A 20,269-nucleotide genomic window follows, 5' to 3' on the forward strand; every position below is an offset into this window, starting at 1 on the left:
AATCTCCGTTAGGCGTTAACTGGGAGGATAGCCGCTGAGGGCCTTGCGCACGGCGTCGCGCACGGCATTTTCACGGTCTCGCGGGGAACCCTGGTCGTTGCCGCTTTCGGCGCTGGCGCTCCAGACGGCCTGGCCGCTGCGGCTGTCGTACAGGTCGATGCGCACCACCATGACCTCAACCTGATAGGTGCGCACCACTGGGGTACTGGCATAACCCCCAAAACCGTTGCGGTAACCGCCATAGCCTACGTTGCCGTAGGGCCCGTAGTAGGGGTCGTAGCCGTCGTAGTCGCGCACTTGGCGCAGGCGTTTCTCACGGCGGATATCGGCGCCGACAAGCAGGTCGCCAACGCCGCTGCGGGCGGGGCGCAAGCCCTGCTGATCGAGCGCTGCGGCGACGGCATCGGCCAACTGCGCAGGATCGGCATTGGCCGAACCGCTGGGCAGGTGGCCGTCACGCCAGCTCCAGCTGCGGTAGCGGCCGTAGTCCCGTGTCGGTGCGGGGTAAGCGCTTGCGTCGAACGTGGTCGCTGCCTGAGGCGGGGCTGGTGGCAGTGGGCGGCTGCTGGCGACGTAGGGATTGGTGCCCTGGCATCCGGCCAGAACCAACGGCAGCAGGGCCAGTGGCAACAGACGGTACGGCATGCTTGCTCCTCACGGCAGGTCAACGTGGGCGACAGACCCAGTGCAGGTAACGGCCCAGGCCGGCGAAACTCGGATGGCGGCGGTGAGCGAGCTCCATTTCCAGCAGGTCCAGCAGCTCGGCGCGGTCCTGAAATTCCTTGGGCATGTAGTCATGGAAAACACGTATGCCACTTTCACTTTCGACCTGCCACAGAGGTTCAAGTTGCGCCCTGAGCGCCCGCGGATCAAGTGGTTTCTGCGGGGTAAGGCTCTGCTTTTCACCTTCGAGGCGATTGCTGCGCAGTTTGCGGAAGTGGCCCTTGAGCAGGTTGCGGTAGACCAGGGCATCGCGGTTGTAGAACGCCAACGACAGCCACCCTTCGGGGGCCGTGAGTTGATGCAGAACTGGCAGGATACTTTCCGGCTCAGCCAGCCATTCAAGTACCGCGTGGCACACGACCACGTCGTAGGGCTCGGTCAGCTCGCCCAGCAACGCTTGCCAGGGTGCCTGGATGAACGTTGCCGCCTGACCCGCTGCGGCAAAGCGGGCCCGTGCCCCTTCGAGCATGGGCTCGGCAGGTTCGGCCAGGGTAAGCTGGTGCCCGCGCTGGGCCAACCATAGCGCCATGTGGCCAAGGCCAGCACCGATATCGAGGATGCGCAACGGGCGATCCGGCAAGGCTTCGGCCAGGTCGGCCTGCAAGACTGCCAGCCTGATCGCACCCTTTGCGCCGCCATAGATCTTTTCGGCAAAACGGGTGGCCAGTTCATCGAAATGACGGTCGTTCATCGTGCGAAGCGCCTTTCACTGTCGGCCAGCTTGGCGCGCACCACCTGGTCCATGTCCAGCCCCAGTTCACTGCACAACAGCAACAGGTAGAGCACGACATCGCCTACTTCCTGACCGGCGTGGGCCAACTGTTCGGGTGGCAGGCGACGTGACTCGCCCTCGCTGAGCCACTGGAAGATTTCAACCAGCTCGGCCATTTCAACGCTGGCGGCCATGGCCAAATTCTTTGGGCTGTGGAAACGTTGCCAGTCATTGGTATCGCGGATTTGATGCAGGCGTTGAGTCAGTTCTTGCAGGTTCATCGGGTTCTCCTCATGGCGCATAGCTTCCGCGCAGGGCCGTTGCAAAGCAAGCTTCCCTGCACGGGGGCAGCACGCGCGAGTCAGCCCTGCAAGCAGGCCCAGCGGCCGAGCATATGTACCACGTCCGCCTGGCCGTCCAGGCGCAGTTCACCCACAGGGCCGGCCTGGCTGGCGCTGAGCACCACCTCCGAGGGCAAGCGCACGGGTTTGTGGAAGTCCACTTCGAACCGATAGCCACTGTGGGGCAAGTGCCCGTGCAGCGCGGCCATGGCCATGGCCTTGCTCCACATGCCGTGGGCGATGGCAGTGGGAAAACCGAACAGCTGGGCGCTGGGGGCGCTGAGGTGAATGGGGTTGTAGTCGCCGCAGACCTTGGCATAACGGCGGCCGATATCACTGTCGGCATACCAGCGCGTGACTTCAGGCAAGCTGCTGGCCTGATCCTCGGCCGCTTCTGCCGCTTCTGCGGGGTCGCCGCCGAGCTTCAGCCCGCGCACGAGCATGCGGCTGGTTTCCCGCCAGAGCACGCCGATACCGTCCGCCGCCTCGGTGACCAGGTCGAACGTTCCGCCTTTGGGATGGGGCTGCAGGTTGTCGGCGTGAACCGCCATGCGCAGCGACTCGATGCCCCCAAGCGGGCGAATGACGTCAATGCGGTTGTGCAGGTGGACCAGCCCCAGTAGCGGAAGGGGAAACTGCTCGGCGGTCATCAGCTGCAGTTGCAGGTTGAACGCCATGATGTGCGGATACGTGGCAGGCAGCCGGCCATCGTCGACGAAACGACACAACTGCCGGTAGGCATGCAGTTGCTTGGGCTGAACCGCCAGGGTGCAGCGCAGCCCGTGCATAGGCAGTTGATCACCGGTGATGCGTCGTTTGCCCGCTGCGCGCAGGTACAGGCTGGCGCGGCTGACGGGTTGGTGCAGGTCATGCCATTGTCGTTGCATGCTCAGGCCCCCATCAGTGCTTGGCCGCACACCCGCAGCACCTGGCCGCTCACGACACCGGAGCCAGGTTGGCTAAGCCAGGCGATGGCTTCGGCCACATCCTGGGGCTTGCCGCCCTGGCCGAGCGAACTCAGGCGTCGCCCCGCCTCGCGCAAGCCCATGGGCATGGCGCCAGTCATATGGGTTTCAATGAAGCCAGGCGCCACTGCGTTGATGCTGATGCCTTGCTCGGCAAGCGTCGGTGCCCAGGCCTGAGCCAAGCCAATCAGCCCAGCTTTGCTGGCCGCATAGTTGGATTGCCCACGGTTGCCGGCGATGCCGCTGACCGAAGCCAGCAGGGTGATGCGGGCGTCCGCGTGCAACGCGCCGTTATCGAGCAGGGCCTGGGTCAGCACCTGCGGAGCCTTGAGGTTCACCGCCAGCACGGCGTCCCAATATTCGGGGGTCATGTTCGCCAGGGTCTTGTCACGGGTGATGCCTGCGTTGTGCACCAGGATGTCGAGGCCATCGGGCAAGGCCGCCAGCAACTGTTCGGCGGCGTCACTGGCGCAAATGTCCAGTGCTAGCGCCTTGCCACCCAGGCGCGCAGCGAGCGCCTGCAATGGCTCGCTGGCCTGGGGCACATCGAGCAGCAACACGTCGGCACCGTCGCGGGCCAGGGTTTCTGCAATGGCGGCGCCGATGCCCCGGGCAGCCCCGGTGATCAGCGCACGCTTGCCGCTAAGCGGCCGTGTCCAGTCCTCCACCTGAGCCTGGCAGGGCTGAAGGCGCAGCACCTGCCCCGACACGAAGGCGCTCTTGGGTGACAGGAAGAAGCGCAAGGCGCCTTCGAGTTGAGATTCGGCGCCATCACCCACGTACAGCAACTGTGCAGTAGCGCCGTTGCGCAGCTCCTTGGCCAGTGACCGGCTGAACCCTTCAAGCGCACGCTGGGCGACGCTGGCCATCGGGTCAGCGACGGCCTCAGGCGGGCGACCCAACACCACGATATGGGCGCAGGGCGCCAGGTTGCGCAGCAGCGGCTGGAAGAATTCGCGCAACTGCGTGAGCGCATCGCTGTCGGACAAGTGACTGGCATCGAACACCAGCGCCTTGATCTTGGGGCCCAACCCGGCGACCCAGGGTTCGCACTGGAGGCCTTGGCCGTTGAAACCGTAAACCGCGTCGGTCAACCGCGCTGCGAGTGTTTCGACCTGGCGTGCCAAGGGGCCGCCGCCAAGGACCAACGGCCCGTCCACTGGCCGCATGCGGCCCGCTTCCCAGCGCTCCAGGGTGGCTGGACGAGGCAGGCCCAGGCTGTCGACAAGTTTGCGGCCGAGGCTTGAGTTGGCAAAACCAAGGTAGCGATCACTCATGGTGGGTACTCCGAAAGCAAGTCTGACAGTGTGGACCAGGATTGTGGCCAGGTCGTTCGAATGCAGCAAAAACACCTAGGCTCTACGGATCAAATTGTTTCAGGAGGAACATGCGTATGCGCTCACTTCGCCGGGTCGCTATCTTGGGCGGCAATCGAATCCCATTCGCCCGTTCCAATGGTGCGTACGCCACCGCCAGCAATCAGGACATGCTGACTGCCGCACTCGAGGGGCTCATCGAGCGCTACCGCCTGCACGGCCTGCGCCTTGGCGAAGTGGTGGCAGGGGCGGTACTCAAGCATGCCCGGGACATGAACCTTACGCGCGAGTGCGTGCTGGGTTCACGCCTGTCGGCCTCGACCCCCGCCTATGACATTCAGCAGGCCTGCGGCACCGGGCTTGAAGCTGCATTGCTGGTGGCCAATAAAATTGCCCTCGGGCAGATCGACTGCGGCATCGCCGGCGGCGTCGACACGACCTCCGACGCACCCATCGCCGTGAGCGAAGGCCTGCGCCGAATGATGTTGCAGGCCAACCGGGGCAAGACGTTGGGTGACCGACTCAAGCCTTTTCTGGGCTTGCGGCCTCACCATCTCAAGCCGTCGCTGCCGCGCAACGGCGAGCCACGCACCGGGTTGTCGATGGGCGAGCACTGCGAACGCATGGCCAAAACCTGGCGCATTGGCCGGGACGAGCAGGATGAGATGGCGCTGCGTAGCCATCAATGCCTGGCACGTGCCTACGAAGAAGGTTGGCAGGACGATCTGATGACCCCTTTTTGGTCGCTGACCCGGGACAACAACTTGCGCCCCGACCTGACACGGGAGCAACTGGCCAAGCTCAAACCGGCCTTCGACCGCAGCGATGAGGGCACCTTGACGGCAGGCAACTCCACGCCGTTGACCGATGGCGCCTCGCTGGTGTTGCTGGGGACTCAGGAATGGGCAGACCAACATGGCCTGCCGGTGCTCGCCTACCTGGTCGATGGCGAAACAGCCGCGGTGGATTTCGTCGACGGCCGCGAGGGCTTGCTGATGGCGCCCGTGTATGCGGTGCCGCGATTGCTGGCCCGCAACAACCTGACGCTGCAGGATTTCGATTACTACGAGATCCATGAGGCATTCGCGGCCCAGGTACTGTGCACCCTCAAGGCCTGGGAGGATGACCAGTACTGCCGGGACCGCCTTGGGCTGGATGCGCCGCTGGGGGCGATCGACCGTTCTCGGCTGAACGTGAAGGGCAGCTCACTTGGGGCAGGCCATCCATTCGCCGCAACGGGTGGGCGCATCCTAGCCAACTTGGCCAAGCTGCTGTCGACAGCGCCCCAAGGGCGAGGCCTGATCTCGATCTGCGCCGCAGGCGGGCAGGGCGTTACGGTCATCGTCGAGCGGTGAGCGTCGGTGTTGATCCGGCTGGGTGACCGAAGGTGGCCATCGAGCCGGATAACGCCGAGGGCGCCTGGGCTGTTAGGCTTGTCCGATCATCATGATAAGAAGTCGCCATGCCTGCCATCGGACATCCCCGTCCCATTCCAACGCTCGATTGCCTGCCTCGACCACTCTATGCCCGCGCCGAGCGACTGGTCGCCGGCTCGTGGACGACGTCGCATCAACACGACTGGGTGCAGTTTTCCTATGCCATCAGTGGCGTATTGGGGGTGTATACCCAGGCAGGCAGTTACTTCGCCCCGCCGCAATGGGGCGTGTGGATACCCGCGCAGGCCGAGCATGCGGTGTCCAGTTCGATGCAGGCTGAAATGCGCAGCCTCTACATACGCCGCGATGCCTGCCCTTGGGCGGCTGAGCGTTGCCGTGTGCTGGAAGTGACCCCCTTGGCCCGTGAGCTGATCAAGCAGTTCTGCCTGTACCCTGCACATTACCCAGAAGGCGATAGCGCACAGGCGCGTCTGGTCGCCGTGCTGCTTGACCAGTTGCAAGCGTTGCCAGAGGTGGCGTTTTCGTTGCCGCTGCCGCAACATCCAGGCTTGCTTGCCCTGTGCAATGGCCTGATCGCTGCACCGGAGCAGCCGCAGACCTTGCAGCAATGGGCGCGCGAACTGGGGTGTTCGGAAAAGACCCTGATGAGGTTGTTCCAGCGCGAGACCGGGTTGAGCTTTCGCAACTGGCGCCAGCGCATGCGCCTGCTGTCGTCCTTGACCGCGCTCGAGGCGGGGCACACGGTCACTGACGCGGCGCTGGGCTGCGGGTACGACTCGACCTCCGCCTACATCGCCGCGTTCAAGCAGCTGTTCGGTGCCACGCCAGGCGAGCTTAAACTCTAGCGGCTTACCTGGTGCGGCGCCCCGCGAGCCGGGTGAACGTGCACGCCCGATACTTGCGAGGCTTTTGCCGTCAGGTACGGAACCTGCGGACCAGCGCGTCCAGCTCGTTGGACAGGCCGGCGAGGCTTTCGGAGTCCTGGCGGGCTGCCTGGGCCAGTTCTGCCACCAGCTGGGCATCGCCGTGGATCTGGCTGATGTGCCGGTTGATGTCCTCGGCTACCTGGTGCTGCTCTTCGGCTGCCGTGGCGATCTGCGTGTTCATGTCACGGATCACGTCCACCGACTCGCGTATTTGACCAAAGCTGTCGCGGGCCATGCCGATACGGCTCACCGATTGCTGCGAAACTTCGAGGCTGGCGTGCATTTGCGCCGCCACCTCGGCCGTACGCCCGGCCAGGTTGCCCAGCAGGCCGTCGATTTCGGCCGTGGAGTCGGCGGTTCGCTTGGCCAGGGCACGCACTTCATCTGCCACCACTGCGAACCCACGCCCTTGCTCACCGGCACGGGCCGCTTCGATGGCGGCGTTGAGCGCCAGTAGGTTGGTCTGCTCCGCAATGGAACGGATGGTGCCCAGGATCGACTGGATGGCGTTGCTGTCGCGCTCAAGCTGCTGAATCGACTGCGCCGACTGTTCGATCTCGTGGCTCAGGCGGTCGACGCTGCTGACGGCGGCATCGATCTGCTGCTGGCCTTCGCGCGCCTGCTGCTGGCCGCTGTCGGCCGACTGCGCCGCCTGGCTGCAGGAACGTGCGACCTCGTTGGCAGTGGCGACCATTTCATGGAAGGCGGTGGAGACCATGTCGACTGCCTCACGCTGGCGCCCGGCGGCCTCGGCCATGTCGCTGGACACGCGTGTCGAGCTGGTGGAGGTGTTGAGGATATTGCCGGCCGCGGCGCTGATGTGCTGGATAAGGCTGCGAATGGCCCCCAGGAACTGGTTGAACCAGCTCGCCAGCTGGGCAGTTTCGTCACGGCCGCGGATTTCCAGGTTGCGGGTCAGGTCCCCTTCGCCCTGGGCGATGTCCTCAAGCCCGTTGGTGACGCTGTTGATCGGGCGCACGATCAGTTTGGCGAAGGTGGCACCCACGACGGCGAACACGGCAGCCAGTACCAGCGCGACGATCCCGATCAGCCAGGTCAGGCGGGTGGTGGTCTGCATCACCTCGCGCTGCTCGATCAGCCCGATAAGCGTCCAGCCCAGCTGTTCGTCCGGGTAGATGTTGGCCATGTAGCGAACACCGTCCAGCTCGACTTCAGCCAGGCCCTTGCCGTGCTTGGCAAGCTCGGCGTAGCCGTCGCCGAAGCTCGCCAGTTGTTTGAAGTTGTGCGCGGTATCCCGTGGGTCTACCAAGACGTTGCCGTTATTTTCGACCAGCAGCAGGTACCCACTTTCGCCCAGCTTGATCTGCTTGACGATTTCGGTGAGGCCTTTGATGGAAACGTCGACGTTGACTACGCCGCCAGGGTTGCCCAGCTGGTTGGCCACGGCACGCACGGTGCTTACCAGTACGGCATCGTCGGCGGCCCAGTAGTAGGCACCGGTGCGCAGGGTCTTGCCGGGATTGGCCATGGCCAGCTGGTACCAAGGGCGCGTACGCGGATCGTAGTTGACGAACTTCTGCCCTGCCGGCCAGCCGACGTAGCCCCCGTCGGCGACCCCGTAGGAGAGGTAGGCATAGGCAGGATGAGCATTGGCCAGGCTGGTCATGAACGCCAGAATCTTGCTCGATTGCTCGCCCAGCTCGTAGGAAGGCGTGGCGCTCGTGTACTTGGTCAGCTCGTTGCCAGTGGCCGCCACCAAGGGTTGCGAGGCCATGTACTCCACGTTCTGGCTGATGCCTTGGAAGAAGATGTTCATCGCGTTGCTGACCTGACGGATTTCTCGACTGCTGCTGTCGAGGAAGCCGTCCCTGGCCTCGCCGCGTAGGTTGAGTACCACCAGGGTGGCCACCAGCACGATGGGCAGGGCGGCGATGATCGCAAAAGCCCAGGTCAGTTTCTGTTTGATGCTCATCGGCGCTCCCGAATTATTGTTGTCGACACATGAGGCAGGTACCTAATGCATCGGCAGCAACCGAATTTTATGTAGGAAAACGCCCGTAATTATTGGGCGAAGTCGCTATTGATGCCTATTCGGTCGCGTTTGGACGGGTATGCCCTATGAGCTTGGTTGCACGGGTGCCGGGAATGCTCAGCGGCAGCAGCGCCCCGGCGCTTCGTTGGCCAGTTCCTTGAGAATCGGGCAGTCCGGGCGGTCATCACCGTGGCAGCTGGAAACCAGCTCGACCAAGGTGTCGCGCAGGCTAAGCAGTTCGTCGATACGTTTGTTCAACACATCGATATGCTGGTTGGCCAGTGCTTTGACATCAGCACTGGCTCGCTGCCGGTCCTGCCACAAGGTGAGCAGCTTGCCGACCTCCTCGAGGGAAAACCCCAGGTCTCGCGAGCGCTTGATGAAGGCCAAGGCGTGCAGGTCGGCAGGCTGATAGATCCGATAACCGCTGTCGCTGCGCAGGGCAGGCTTGAGCAGGCCGATGGATTCGTAATAGCGGATCATCTTGGTGCTGAGCCCGGTCCGGGCCGCCGCTTGGCCGATATTCATGGTGCCTCCTGATCGAGGGCGGGCTTCCAGGCCTTGAGCAACAGCGCATTGCTGACCACGCTGACGCTGGAGAGCGCCATGGCCGCGCCGGCCATGACCGGGTTGAGGTAACCGAAGGCAGCCAGCGGGATGCCGACGAGGTTGTAGATGAACGCCCAGAACAGGTTCTGGCGAATCTTCGCGTAGGTTCTACGGCTGATTTCGAGGGCTGCCGGCACCAACCGCGGATCCCCGCGCATCAGGGTGATGCCGGCGGCCTGCATGGCCACATCCGTGCCACCGCCCATGGCGATGCCAATGTCTGCAGCCGCCAATGCCGGTGCGTCGTTGACGCCGTCGCCGACCATGGCTACGGCACCACCCTGCTTGAGGGTCTCCACGGTGGCGGCCTTATCCGCTGGCAGCACCTCGGCGTAGACATCGGTAATGTCGAGGGCGGCCGCCACGGCCATGGCGCTGCCCCGGTTGTCGCCTGTGAGCAGGTGGCTGCTGATGCGCTGGCTGCGCAGCGTCTGGACCGCCTGACCGGCTCCGGGCTTGAGGCTGTCACCGAATGCGATCAAGCCAAGCACGCTGGGCGAAGTCCCGCGCTGGACGAGCCAGGACAAGGTGCGCCCTTGTGCTTCCCAGGCGTCAGCCGACGCGGCCAGTTCGCCGGGTGCCAGGCCAAGGTCTTGCAGCAGGCGGCGATTGCCCAGTGCCAGGTCACGTCCATCGACACGCCCGGCAATGCCGCGGCCGGTCAGGGATTGGCTGTCAGTTACCTCGGGCACCCGCAGGCCACGCTCGGCGCAGGCGTCCAGCACGGCCTTGGCCAGCGGGTGTTCACTGCCGCGCTGAAGCGCGCCGGCCAATCGGTAAAGGTTGTCCGTATCGCCGTCCAGTGCTTGGCTATGCACCACGTTCGGGCTGCCGGAGGTGAGCGTGCCTGTCTTGTCGAACACGACGCGGTTGACGGCCTGCGCGCGTTCCAGTGCTTCGGCATCTTTTATGAGAATGCCGTGGCGTGCGGCAACGCCTGTACCCGCCATGATCGCGGCCGGCGTGGCCAGCCCCAGCGCGCATGGGCAGGCGATGACCAGAACGGCCACGGCGTTGATCACAGCGGTTTCGAACGGGGCACCGGCCAGCCACCACCCCATCAAGGTGATCGCGGCGAGTATCAGTACGGCGGGCACGAACACCTGGCTTACCCGGTCGACCAGTTTCTGAATGGGCGCTTTGGCGGCTTGGGCGTCTTCGACCAAGCGGATGATGCGCGCCAGGACGGTTTCGGTGCCAAGCGCCTGGGTGCGGACCAGTAACCGGCCTTCGCCGTTGATCGCACCCCCGGTGACGCTGTCCCCGGGTTGCTTGGCGACTGGCAGGCTTTCGCCGCTGATCAGGGCCTCATCGGCATGGCTGTGACCGTCTTCGACGATACCGTCGACCGGAAAACGCTCACCTGGTTTGACCATGACCAGGTCACCCACGCGCAGCTGGGTGATGGCGACCTCCTGCTCCACGCCATCGATGACCCTTAGCGCACGCTCGGGACGCAGCGCTTCCAGTGCGCGTATGGCGCTGGCGGTCTGGCGCTTGGCACGGCTCTCCAGGTACTTGCCCAGCATGACCAGGGCGATGACCACTGCACTGGCTTCGAAGTAGAGGTGTGGTGTGGTACCCGATGGCGCGTTGGCCCATTGATAAAGACTCAAGCCGTAACCGGCACTGGTCCCGAGGGCGACCAGCAGGTCCATGTTGCCGCTGCGCGCACGCACGGCCTTCCAGGCCGCAACGTAGAAGCGGGCACCCAGGATGAACTGCACCGGCGTTGCCAGCAAAAACTGCGCCCAGGCCGGCAGCATCCAGTGCAGGCCCAACGGTTGTACCAGCATAGGCAACACCAGGGGAGACGCCAGCAGCAGCGCCGCAGCGACTGCAAGCCGTTCCCGGCGCAAGCGGCGCTGGATCGTCGCTTGTTCATTCTCGGATGCGCGCGGCAGGCTGGCGTCATAACCGGCTTGCCCTATCGCATCGATCAGCGCCGCGTCCGGCACGCCGTCGAGAACGTCCAGGTGGGCACGTTCGTTGGCCAGATTGACGCTGACCTTCAGCACCCCCTGCACCTTGGCCAGCGCACGCTCGACTCGGCCGACGCAGCTGGCACAGGTCATGCCGGCGATCTGCAATTCCACCGTATGACTGGGTACAGCGTAACCGGCTGCGTGGACTGCGTTGACCAGTGCATCCAGGCTATCGGCCGGCGCCTGCACACGGGCCTGCTCACTGGCAAGGTTGACGGTGACGTGATCTGCGCCGGTGACCTTGCGCAAGGCACGCTCCACTCGGCCAGCGCAGCTGGCGCAGGTCATGCCGGAGACGGGCAGGTGATAAGTAACGGGCGTGGACATGGTTTCCTCCTTGGGCACGCTGCCAGCATCAACCTTGCCACCTGGGGAAGGTCAATAGTCCAGCGGCGTTCGCTTGAGCTCCATCCCATAGTGGCCCATCGCGATGCGGTACTTGTTGATCTGCCCAGCTTGCAGGTTCAACCGGGTGCTACGTTGATCCTCAAGGCCCGGGGCGCAACCGGGTGTCTGCCCAGGCAGCAGGCGCAGGCGTACATCGACGGGGCCCGCAGGCAGGTTGAACGACGTGGACTGTTCCTGGAACAGTCGCCCCGCCAGTTGATCGTTGAGGTAGACACCGATCTCGCAACTGGTGGCCACTTCAAGCCGTTCGCGGGAAATGATCAGTACGCTGTAGGCCGAGTTGTCTTCGGCGGCGGCCGGCGGCACTGCAGCGAGCGCACCCAGCAGCCCGATGAAGCCCATTGCTGTCCTGAACATGAACACTCTCCTGCTTGCCTGTTTCAAAGTCGCAGCTTGGCCGAGGTGGACGCGAATTGCCACCTCCAGACACGCCCGCTTGACCTTGCCCCCATGGCAAGCTTGAAACTCGCTGAAAACCTTGAGGAGGTGTTTCCATGCACGTATTCACTGTAGAAGGCATGACCTGTGGCCATTGCGTGAAGGCGGTCACCCAAGCCGTTCAGGCGCTCGATGGCGCTGCCAAGGTCGATGTCGATTTGGCCAAGAAGCAGGTTCGCGTCGATAGCAGCGCCGACCCAGCGCAGATACGGGCGGCCATCCAGGAAGAGGGTTACCAGGCCGAAATTGCGTAGGCGCTCAAGCTGGCAACGCTATTGTTGGATTGTTTTGCGCAGCACGGGGTCCACAGCAGGTAGAATGTGCAACTTTGTTAGCTTGCTATGGATTCCCGATGAACCTGCGAATGGTCCTTATCCTGGGCGCACTCAGTGCGTTCGGGCCTTTGGCGATCGACTTCTACCTGCCTGCCTTTCCGGCGATAGCCCAGGCGTTCGCCACTGATGAAAAACACATCCAGACCACTCTGGCTGCCTACTTTCTCGGGTTGTCGATCGGGCAGCTCCTCTATGGCCCGGTAGCTGACCGTTTCGGTCGGCGCAAGCCGTTGCTGTTTGGCGTGGCGCTTTTTACCCTGGCATCGCTGGGATGCGCCTATGCGCCCAACCTGGACACCCTGATTCTGGCGCGCTTTGTCCAGGCACTGGGCGGCTGCGCGGGTATGGTGCTATCCCGGGCGATCGTCAGCGACAAGTGCGACCCGGTGGCTTCGGCCAAGGTGTTCTCGCAGCTGGTGCTGGTCATGGGCTTGGCGCCGATCCTTGCGCCCATGCTCGGCGGCGTGCTGGTCAACCATGCTGGGTGGCAGTTCATTTTCCTGTCCTTGAGCCTGTTCAGTGCCGGTTGCCTGCTCGCCGTCAGCCTCGGGCTGCCTGAAAGCATGCCTGATCATATTCCCCGGCAGCCATTGTCAGGGGCTTTGCGTCAGTACCTGCGCCTGCTCGCCGACCGTGTGTTCCTGGGGCACGCCTTGACGGGCGGTATCGCCATCGCCGGCATGTTTGCCTACATCGCAGGCTCGCCGTTCGTGTTCATCAAGTTGTACGGAGTACCTGCCGAGCATTACGGGTGGTTCTTCGGTGCCAATGCTGCGGGGTTCATCCTGATGGCTCAGGTGAACGCACGCCTGCTGGCCAAACGCGGGCCCGCCTGGCTGCTGACCCGGGCGGTATGGGTATACCTGGCAGCAGGCCTGGTTTTGCTGAGCATGGCGGCAATCAGGCCCCCAGCGCTCTGGCCGCTATTGGTACCGCTATTCGTGTGCATAGCGAGCCTGGGCTTCATTCTGCCCAACGCCTCGGCTTGCGCCATGAGCGGGCAGGGCGCTCGGGCTGGCAGCGCGTCGGCCATGATGGGCTGCGTGCAGTTCAGTGTTGCCGCTGGGGCCGCGGCGTTGGTGGGTTTGCTGCACGATGGCAGCGCGGTGCCCATGGCGCTGGTGATGAGCCTGTGTGGGGCATTGGTGGTCACGGTTGCGCTGTTGACGCGGCGCTTGCAATTTAAACGCTCGGTATGAGGCGTGAAGAACCTTCGATTGTATCTGCGCTATTTGGTGAAGACGGCTGTGGGCATCTTCCGAATTTGCAATAAGTGATATGCCTTAACTCACTCCATGCTGGGCCATGTTTCCTGTCAAACCGCCGATATACAGGCTGTTTTGCGAACATGCCGTTGAATAAGTCTCCTGCAAAGGGTAGCCCTACCCAGTGCATTTTTGCGACAACTAGGCCTGGGAGTGGCGCCAGGGTGGCTCCAGGTGCGGCTTATACTGACGAGCCAGGCCGGCGCGAGCGAGGGCGTTCGTGGGCCAGGGTCGGCCATCGCACCTACACAGTGAATATGCAGGAGTCACAGGGACATGAAAGCAGCCAGCAGCATCAGCCAGATCGCCAGCCTGATGGCCGACCCCAAGCGCAGTGCCATGTTATGGGCCTTGATCGATGGCACCCCCCGCCTGGCCAACGAGTTGGCCATCATGACCGGGCTCAGCGCCTCATCGGCCTGTGCACATCTTTCGCTGCTTTCTTCAGCGGGCTTGCTTCGGCATGAGGCCAGGGGACGCAAGCGTTATTTCCGCCTGGCAACGCCTCAGGTGGGCGCCGCTGTAGAGGCCCTTGCCAGCGTGCAGCTCGAACAGGCAAGAAACCGTCATGCCCACACGCCGCGCCCTTCATTGCCCATGTCCGTGCGACGCGCCAGGCGGTGCGGCGATCACCTGGGCGGTGAGCTTGCAGGCGAACTCTACCATCGACTGGTAGTGGCTGGATGGCTGGATGGTTGTGGGCGGCAGTTGGTGGTCAGCGATGAGGGGCGAGCGCAACTGGCTCGCCTCGGCGTATACATCGATGCGCTGGCACCGCATCAGCCCCGAGCATGCACGATGTGCCGCTGCACCGAGTGGCACGACATGGAACCGCACCTGGGGGGCATTCTGGGCCAGGCGCTGTTCCGGCTGTTCCTGCAATCAGGGTGGATGCGCGAGGCCGAAGATACCCGGGCGTTGCACATATCACCGCTGGGTATCCAGCAGATCAATCGCATCGCCCGGGTCGAGACGCTGCAGGTGGGCTGAACGCGTCAGACCAGGCGCGCATCCAGGCTGTTCTGGGCAAGCCGGCGAGCTTGCTCTTGGGTCATACCCAGGTGAGTGTGCAGGGCGTGGAAGTTTTCCGTCACGTAGCCACCGAAATAGGCTGGGTCGTCCGAGTTGACGGTGACCTTCACGCCTTTTTCCAACATGTCGAGAATGTTGTGTTGGCTCATGTGGTCGAACACGCACAGCTTGGTGTTGGACAGTGGGCACACGGTCAAGGGGATCTGCTCCTCGATGATGCGCTGCATGAGGCGCTCGTCCTCGATGGCGCGCACACCGTGATCGATACGCTTGATCTGGAGCAGGTCCAGCGCTTCCCAGATGTACTCGGGCGGGCCTTCCTCGCCGGCATGCGCGACGGCCACGAAGCCTTCGCTGCGTGCCCTGTCGAACACACGCTGGAACTTGCTCGGTGGGTGGCCCATTTCGGAACTGTCCAGCCCAACGGCAATGAATGCGTCGCGAAACGGCAGGGCCTGGTCCAACGTCTTGTGGGCTTCGTCTTCGCTCAGGTGACGAAGGAAGCTCAGGATCAGGCCGCTGCTGATGCCCAACTGGTCACGGCCATCCTTAAGTGCCTGGTTGATGCCATTGAGCACCACTTCGAAAGGGATGCCGCGGTCGGTGTGTGTCTGTGGATCGAAGAAGGGCTCGGTGTGAATCACATTCTGCGCTTTGCAACGCTGAAGGTAAGCCCATGTGAGGTCATAGAAGTCCTGTTCGGTGCGCAGAACGTCGGCACCCTGGTAGTACAGGTCGAGAAACTCCTGCAAGTTGTTGAAGGCGTACGCACCGCGCAACGTCTCGACATCAGCCCAAGGCAGGGCAATCTTGTTGCGCTCGGCCAGGGCGAACAGCAACTCGGGTTCCAGGGAGCCTTCAAGGTGCAGGTGCAGTTCGGCCTTGGGCAGGGCGTTCAACCAGTCATACATATAAGGTGATCTCAATCAGGTACGGTTGCCGCCATTCTACAGGGCCCGGCCCGGCCGTGCGCCCCAATGGCGGCAACCTGCCCAATCACCAGACCAAGGGTTCGCCCTTGTAGTTGATGAAGCGCAGGCCCGCCGTTCCACCCTGGGCCTTGATCTGCTCGAGCATGCCACGCGTGCTGGTCAACACGTCGATCTCCGCGTTTTCTCCGCCCATGTCGGTTTTCACCCATCCTGGGTGCATGGCCAATACGCACAGGTCATGGCGCTGCTGGGCCACCACAAAACTGTTGATCATGGAGTTGAGGGCCGCCTTGCTGGCTTTGTACAAGCAAATCTCCCCGCCATCAGGCACTGCGACACTGCCCAGAATGGAGCTCATGAAGGCGAGTACGCCGGTATGTTCACGTACATGTTCAACCAGGCGGCGTGCGACACGAATCGGTGCAACGACGTTGGTCATGAACAGGTCACCGATTTCTTGGTGTGTGACGTTTTCCACATCCTGTGGGAGAGGGCCCATGACACCTGCGTTGATAAACACCAGGTCGAATAGCTGGCCGGTCAGACGCTCGGCCAGGGTGTCGAGTTGGGCTGGGTCATTCATTTCCAGCTGTTCGATACGCACGCCTGGAACATCAGCCAGAGCGCCTGGTATTTGCAGAGTGCGTACGGTGGCGGTGACCTCCCATCCGTCTTCGTACAGGCGGTTGACCAAGCCTAACCCCAGGCCACGTGAGGCCCCGATGATCAGAGCGGTTTTTGAATCGGCCATGAGCGTGCTCCCTATGGTTGTCAGAGCCAATGAGCATAATCCATAGGGCGCGGGGTCGTGCCAGGTCATTCGTGTTGTTGCTCGGGAGAGCGTTGCTGCTCGAAAAATGAGCGAACCTTGGTGCGGCCTTGTGCAACAGGCGCCCTGTCGTTCCACTCACGGGTTATCCACAGGCTGCTCCACAATTAATGTGTGCAAACCGCAGCGGTCCAACCTTATTGCCACCTGCGCATGGGGATAACTCAGGCCGGCTTTGGTCAAGCCGCCGATCCAGCAGTCGTGGTCAAATTTTGAACAAACCTGTGGAGGGCTCATGCTTATTGGGCTCTAGGCGTATGCCCCAAGCTTATCCACAGCCAGGCCCACAGTTGCTGTGGGCAATACTCAGCAACTCTCCAACAGGATCCGGCCGCGGCTCAGGTCTGCCAATTGCTGCTGCAGTGGCTGCCTGTGGGCATCTTCAAAGGCAAGCCTCAGGTCTACACCATTGGCGGTGAAGTGCTCTTCAAGCACCAGACCCTGAACGTCGGCGATCCGCAGTTTCACCAGTGCCAACTCGCTGAACGCACAACTGCAAGTGAACTCGCTGCGCTGTACCAGCAGGCGCTTGGGGGCCTGCTGCAGGCATTTGTTGGCTCCGCCGCCGTATGCCCTGGCCAACCCGCCGGTGCCAAGCTGAATGCCACCGTACCAGCGGATGACCAGTACTACTACCTGATCGCAATCCTGTGCCTCGATGGCTGACAAGATCGGGCGCCCGGCCGTGCCGCCGGGTTCACCATCGTCGCTGCTGCGGTATTGAGCACCGATTTTCCATGCCCAGCAATTGTGGGTGGCGTCGGGGTCGCTGTGACGCTCGATGAAACTCATGGCATCGCTGGCACTGTCGATGGGCCCGGCCAGGGTAATGAAGCGGCTTTTGCGAATGTCCTCGCGGTATTCGCAGAGGTCGAGCAGGGTAGAAGGCATAAATGTCGGTCAGGCAACTGGCGCGATGCCGCATCCTTTGAGAATGATGTGGATAAGGTTGGTGCTGGCATCTTCCATGTCTTGCTTGGTCAACCGGCTGCGGCCAGTGACTTGGCAGATCTGCGTGGCGAAGTCGGCGTAATGCTGGGTACTGCCCCATAGCAGGAAGATCAGGTGGACGGGGTCGACAGGGTCCATCTTGCCGGCGTCCATCCAGGCCTGGAACACTGCCGCCCGGCCCCGGAACCACTCGCGGTAGTCAGCGCTGAAGTATTCGGTCAGGCATGAGCCGCCGCTGATGACTTCCATGGCGAAGATTCGGGACGCCTGCGGGTTGCGCCTGGAGAACTCCATCTTCGTGCGAATGTACCGGCTAAGCGCCTCGCCCGGGTCGTCCTCGACGCTCAAGGCGTTGAAGGTGCTGTCCCATAGCTCGATGATGTTGCTGAGTACGGCAATATACAGGCCCAGCTTGTTGGTGAAGTAGTAATGCAGGTTGGCTTTGGGCAGCCCCGCCTTGAGGGCGATGGTGTTCATGCTGGTGCCCTTGAAACCATGACGGGCGAACTCGTCTTCGGCGGCCTTGATGATGGCCTGTTCGTTTTTCTGTCGAATACGGCCTGCGGGTTTGCCGGAGGCGGATAGGCGATGCGCAGGGACTTCTAATGTCATGAACGATTCCGTGCAGGGGGATGGCTGCGTCTGTAGGACAAGATTACCTTCCCACGGCAAAGTAACAAGCATTGGCGGCAGAGAGTGGCATCAACGTGTCGCAGCCAGACTTTCCAGAAAACTCTCAAGCACCAGGTTGGGCCGTCTGCCTTTTCGCGTCACCCAGCTCAAGCTCAGGTCATAGAAACGTTGCTGCGGCTTGAGCGCTCTCAGCCTTCCTTGCTGGACCCAGAGCGCAGCGTAGTGATCAGGCAAGTAACCCATGTAGCGCCCTGTCAGGATCAGAAACGCCATGCCTTCGCGATCAGAGGCGCTGGCCGTGCAGTTGAGCACCTGGTAGTGGGCCTGGACTTCGGCAGGCAAGCGGAAGGTTGGGGTAATGGCTTCCTGGCGATTGAGGCGCTCATCGTCGAGCAGATGGTCATCGGCGTAGAACAGCGGATGACCGACGGCGCAGTACAGCAGCGAGCGTTCGCTATACAGCGGTTGATATTCCAGCCCCGACAACGGGCTGGTCTGGGGGACGACGCCCACATGCAGGCTACCATCTAGAACGCCGTGCTCCACCTGGCTGGGTGCAATCATGCGGATCTGGATACGCACGTCCGGACCTCGGTCCTTGAGTTCAGCCAGCGCATGGGTGATGCGCATGTGCGGCAGGGTGACGAGGTTATCGGTCAGGCCGATGTTCAACTCGCCGCGCAAATGCTGGTGCAGGCCGTTGACTTCGGTACGGAAGGTCTCCAGTGCGCTCAGCAGTTGCAGCGCCGAGTGATAGACCTCTCGGCCTTCCTCGGTCAACGAGAACCCTGCACGCCCGCGCTGGCACAGGCGCAAACCCAGACGCTGCTCAAGATCGTTCATCTGCTGACTGATAGCCGATCGCCCGATACCCAGCACGTTTTCCGCGGCGGAAAACCCGCCACATTCCACCACGCTGCGGTAGATTTTCAGCAGGCGAATATCGAAGTCGCTGACTTGGGCAAGCGGATCGGGGCGTCGGCTCATCAGTTTAGTCGTGGCCTGTGTAAAGGTTAGAAATGCAGGCTTTTTCAGACTTTATCGCCATGCCAAGTTAGCTGCAACAACATCCATCGTTGCCTAATCGTCTCTCGAGGAACCGCCGATGAACATGCTCCAAACCGCGCCTGCCGGTATCGCCAGCCAGCTCAAGCTGGATGCGCACTGGATGCCCTATACCGCCAACCGCAATTTCCAGCGCGATCCTCGGCTGATCGTGGCGGCCGATGGCAACCATTTGGTGGACGACAAGGGGCGCAGGATTTTCGATGCCCTGTCAGGTTTGTGGACATGTGGCGCGGGCCATACCCGCAAGGAAATCACCGAGGCGGTGTCGCGTCAGATCGGCACCCTGGACTATTCGCCGGGGTTTCAGTTCGGGCACCCGTTGTCCTTCCAGCTGGCTGAAAAGATTGCCGAACTGACCCCGGGTGACCTGAATCATGTGTTCTACACCAACTCAGGCTCCGAATGTGCCGATACGGCGCTGAAGATGGTGCGCGCCTATTGGCGCTTGAAAGGCCAGGCCACCAAGACCAAGATCATTGGCCGCGCCCGTGGCTACCACGGGGTGAACATCGCGGGTACCAGCCTGGGTGGTGTCAACGGCAACCGCAAGATGTTCGGGCAGTTGCTGGACGTCGATCATCTGCCCCACACCGTATTGCCGGCCAACGCGTTCACCAAGGGTCTGCCGGAAGAAGGCGGTATCGCGCTGGCTGACGAGATGCTCAAGCTGATCGAGCTGCACGACGCGTCCAATATTGCAGCGGTGATCGTCGAGCCGCTGGCGGGTTCGGCCGGCGTGCTGCCGCCGCCCAAGGGTTACCTCAAGCGTTTGCGTGAAATCTGCACCCAGCACAATATCCTGCTGATCTTCGACGAAGTGATCACCGGCTTTGGCCGCATGGGCGCGATGACCGGCGCCGAGGCCTTCGGCGTTACGCCTGACCTGATGTGCATCGCCAAGCAGGTGACCAACGGGGCGATCCCCATGGGGGCCGTGGTCGCCAGCAGCGAGATCTATCACACCTTCATGAACCAGCCGACGCCGGACTATGCCGTGGAATTCCCCCATGGCTATACCTACTCCGCACACCCGGTCGCCTGCGCGGCAGGTCTTGCCGCACTGGATCTGCTGCAAAAAGAAAACCTCGTGCAGTCTGCTGCCGACCTGGCACCGCATTTCGAGAAGCTGCTGCACGGCGTCAAAGGCACCAAGAATATCGTCGATATCCGCAACTATGGCCTGGCAGGCGCCATCCAGATCGCCGCCCGGGACGGAGATGCCATCGTTCGCCCTTATGAAGCGGCCATGAAACTGTGGAAAGCGGGCTTCTATGTGCGGTTCGGTGGCGACACCTTGCAGTTCGGCCCAACCTTCAATACCAAGCCCGAAGAGCTGGACCGTCTGTTCGATGCCGTGGGCGAGACCCTGAACCTGATCGACTGATTTCCTGCGTTCAAGGCAGGCGTTTGC

20 protein-coding genes and 1 pseudogene are annotated in these 20,269 nt (G+C 62.5%); 6 read left to right on the top strand and 15 right to left on the bottom strand.

From position 1 onward, the window contains the following. Positions 1-15: 15 nt before the first annotated feature. From FH041_RS20410 to FH041_RS20430, 5 genes are all read right to left on the bottom strand, one after another. Positions 16-645, bottom strand: coding sequence for a DUF4136 domain-containing protein (locus tag FH041_RS20410; RefSeq protein ID WP_028687893.1), 630 nt, complete (start codon positions 643-645; stop codon positions 16-18). Between the two features lie 19 nt (positions 646-664). Then, complete coding sequence (locus FH041_RS20415) at positions 665-1,414, bottom strand: methyltransferase domain-containing protein (protein WP_028687894.1); 750 nt, start codon at positions 1,412-1,414, stop codon at positions 665-667. Continuing rightward, a complete protein-coding gene (locus tag FH041_RS20420; RefSeq protein WP_140174998.1) occupies positions 1,411-1,716 on the bottom strand; it encodes a MazG-like family protein in 306 nt (101 codons plus the stop codon). The genes FH041_RS20415 and FH041_RS20420 overlap by 4 nt, the downstream gene beginning before the upstream one ends. An 80-nt stretch (positions 1,717-1,796) precedes the next feature. Then, on the bottom strand, positions 1,797-2,663 hold the full coding sequence (locus FH041_RS20425; protein ID WP_140175000.1) for a MaoC/PaaZ C-terminal domain-containing protein: 867 nt from the start codon (positions 2,661-2,663) through the stop codon (positions 1,797-1,799). A gap of 2 nt (positions 2,664-2,665) precedes the next feature. Continuing rightward, positions 2,666-4,018 carry a 3-oxoacyl-ACP reductase gene (locus tag FH041_RS20430; protein ID WP_049695392.1) on the bottom strand — a complete coding sequence of 451 codons (1,353 nt, stop codon included), beginning with the start codon at positions 4,016-4,018 and terminating at the stop codon, positions 2,666-2,668. A 116-nt stretch (positions 4,019-4,134) separates the two neighbouring features. Between FH041_RS20430 and FH041_RS20435 the strand changes: the two genes are divergently transcribed. Together FH041_RS20435 and FH041_RS20440 are read left to right on the top strand one after the other, a co-directional pair. Continuing rightward, positions 4,135-5,412 carry an acetyl-CoA C-acetyltransferase gene (locus FH041_RS20435; protein ID WP_027915179.1) on the top strand — a complete coding sequence of 426 codons (1,278 nt, stop codon included), beginning with the start codon at positions 4,135-4,137 and terminating at the stop codon, positions 5,410-5,412. 107 nt (positions 5,413-5,519) lie between these two features. Continuing rightward, complete coding sequence (locus FH041_RS20440) at positions 5,520-6,299, top strand: helix-turn-helix transcriptional regulator (protein WP_027915180.1); 780 nt, start codon at positions 5,520-5,522, stop codon at positions 6,297-6,299. Positions 6,300-6,369: 70 nt separating this feature from the next. Here the strand turns inward: FH041_RS20440 and FH041_RS23320 are convergent, their stop codons facing one another. The 5 genes and pseudogenes from FH041_RS23320 to FH041_RS20460 all read right to left on the bottom strand — a co-directional run bounded on the left by FH041_RS23320 (position 6,370) and on the right by FH041_RS20460 (position 11,732). Continuing rightward, on the bottom strand, positions 6,370-7,137 hold the full coding sequence (locus FH041_RS23320) for a methyl-accepting chemotaxis protein (protein ID WP_371259677.1): 768 nt from the start codon (positions 7,135-7,137) through the stop codon (positions 6,370-6,372). Between the two features lie 138 nt (positions 7,138-7,275). Next, positions 7,276-8,313, bottom strand: a pseudogene (locus FH041_RS23325) (cache domain-containing protein); the annotation flags it as partial. A gap of 177 nt (positions 8,314-8,490) precedes the next feature. Further along, positions 8,491-8,901, bottom strand: coding sequence for a Cu(I)-responsive transcriptional regulator (gene cueR / locus FH041_RS20450; RefSeq protein ID WP_027915182.1), 411 nt, complete (start codon positions 8,899-8,901; stop codon positions 8,491-8,493). After that, complete coding sequence (locus tag FH041_RS20455; RefSeq protein ID WP_140175002.1) at positions 8,898-11,294, bottom strand: heavy metal translocating P-type ATPase; 2,397 nt, start codon at positions 11,292-11,294, stop codon at positions 8,898-8,900. The genes cueR and FH041_RS20455 overlap by 4 nt, the downstream gene beginning before the upstream one ends. A gap of 51 nt (positions 11,295-11,345) precedes the next feature. Next, positions 11,346-11,732, bottom strand: a complete 387-nt coding sequence (locus FH041_RS20460; RefSeq protein ID WP_027915184.1) for a hypothetical protein — start codon at positions 11,730-11,732, stop codon at positions 11,346-11,348. Positions 11,733-11,869: 137 nt separating this feature from the next. Here FH041_RS20460 and FH041_RS20465 point away from each other — a divergent pair, with 137 nt between their 5' ends. The 3 genes from FH041_RS20465 (at position 11,870) to FH041_RS20475 (ending at position 14,403) form a co-directional block, all read left to right on the top strand. Then, positions 11,870-12,067 (top strand): heavy-metal-associated domain-containing protein, encoded by a 198-nt coding sequence (locus tag FH041_RS20465; RefSeq protein WP_049695393.1) that lies wholly within the window; start codon positions 11,870-11,872, stop codon positions 12,065-12,067. Between the two features lie 98 nt (positions 12,068-12,165). Next, the gene (locus tag FH041_RS20470; protein WP_125922713.1) at positions 12,166-13,347 is read left to right on the top strand and encodes a multidrug effflux MFS transporter; all 1,182 of its coding nucleotides are present in this window, start codon (positions 12,166-12,168) and stop codon (positions 13,345-13,347) included. Positions 13,348-13,689: 342 nt separating this feature from the next. Then, the gene (locus FH041_RS20475; RefSeq protein ID WP_027915187.1) at positions 13,690-14,403 is read left to right on the top strand and encodes a helix-turn-helix transcriptional regulator; all 714 of its coding nucleotides are present in this window, start codon (positions 13,690-13,692) and stop codon (positions 14,401-14,403) included. 5 nt (positions 14,404-14,408) lie between these two features. On the opposite strand, the gene FH041_RS20480 is transcribed toward FH041_RS20475, so the two are convergent. The 5 genes from FH041_RS20480 to FH041_RS20500 form a co-directional block, all read right to left on the bottom strand. Further along, on the bottom strand, positions 14,409-15,356 hold the full coding sequence (locus FH041_RS20480) for an adenosine deaminase (RefSeq protein WP_049695395.1): 948 nt from the start codon (positions 15,354-15,356) through the stop codon (positions 14,409-14,411). Positions 15,357-15,441: 85 nt separating this feature from the next. Beyond that, a complete protein-coding gene (locus FH041_RS20485; protein WP_104926549.1) occupies positions 15,442-16,128 on the bottom strand; it encodes an SDR family oxidoreductase in 687 nt (228 codons plus the stop codon). Positions 16,129-16,512: 384 nt separating this feature from the next. After that, on the bottom strand, positions 16,513-17,097 hold the full coding sequence (locus FH041_RS20490; protein ID WP_028687904.1) for a YigZ family protein: 585 nt from the start codon (positions 17,095-17,097) through the stop codon (positions 16,513-16,515). 9 nt (positions 17,098-17,106) lie between these two features. Next, entirely contained in the window at positions 17,107-17,769 is a 663-nt protein-coding gene (locus tag FH041_RS20495; protein WP_023535181.1) for a TetR/AcrR family transcriptional regulator, read from the bottom strand. A 90-nt stretch (positions 17,770-17,859) separates the two neighbouring features. Next, positions 17,860-18,780 (bottom strand): LysR family transcriptional regulator, encoded by a 921-nt coding sequence (locus FH041_RS20500; protein ID WP_027915191.1) that lies wholly within the window; start codon positions 18,778-18,780, stop codon positions 17,860-17,862. Positions 18,781-18,895: 115 nt separating this feature from the next. On the opposite strand from FH041_RS20500, the gene FH041_RS20505 reads away from it, so the two are divergent. Then, positions 18,896-20,242 carry an aspartate aminotransferase family protein gene (locus FH041_RS20505; RefSeq protein ID WP_027915192.1) on the top strand — a complete coding sequence of 449 codons (1,347 nt, stop codon included), beginning with the start codon at positions 18,896-18,898 and terminating at the stop codon, positions 20,240-20,242. Positions 20,243-20,269 lie beyond the last annotated feature (27 nt).

Origin of the sequence: Pseudomonas sp. SWI7, from assembly GCF_006351945.1 — a bacterium.
Lineage (GTDB): Bacteria > Pseudomonadota > Gammaproteobacteria > Pseudomonadales > Pseudomonadaceae > Aquipseudomonas > Aquipseudomonas fulva.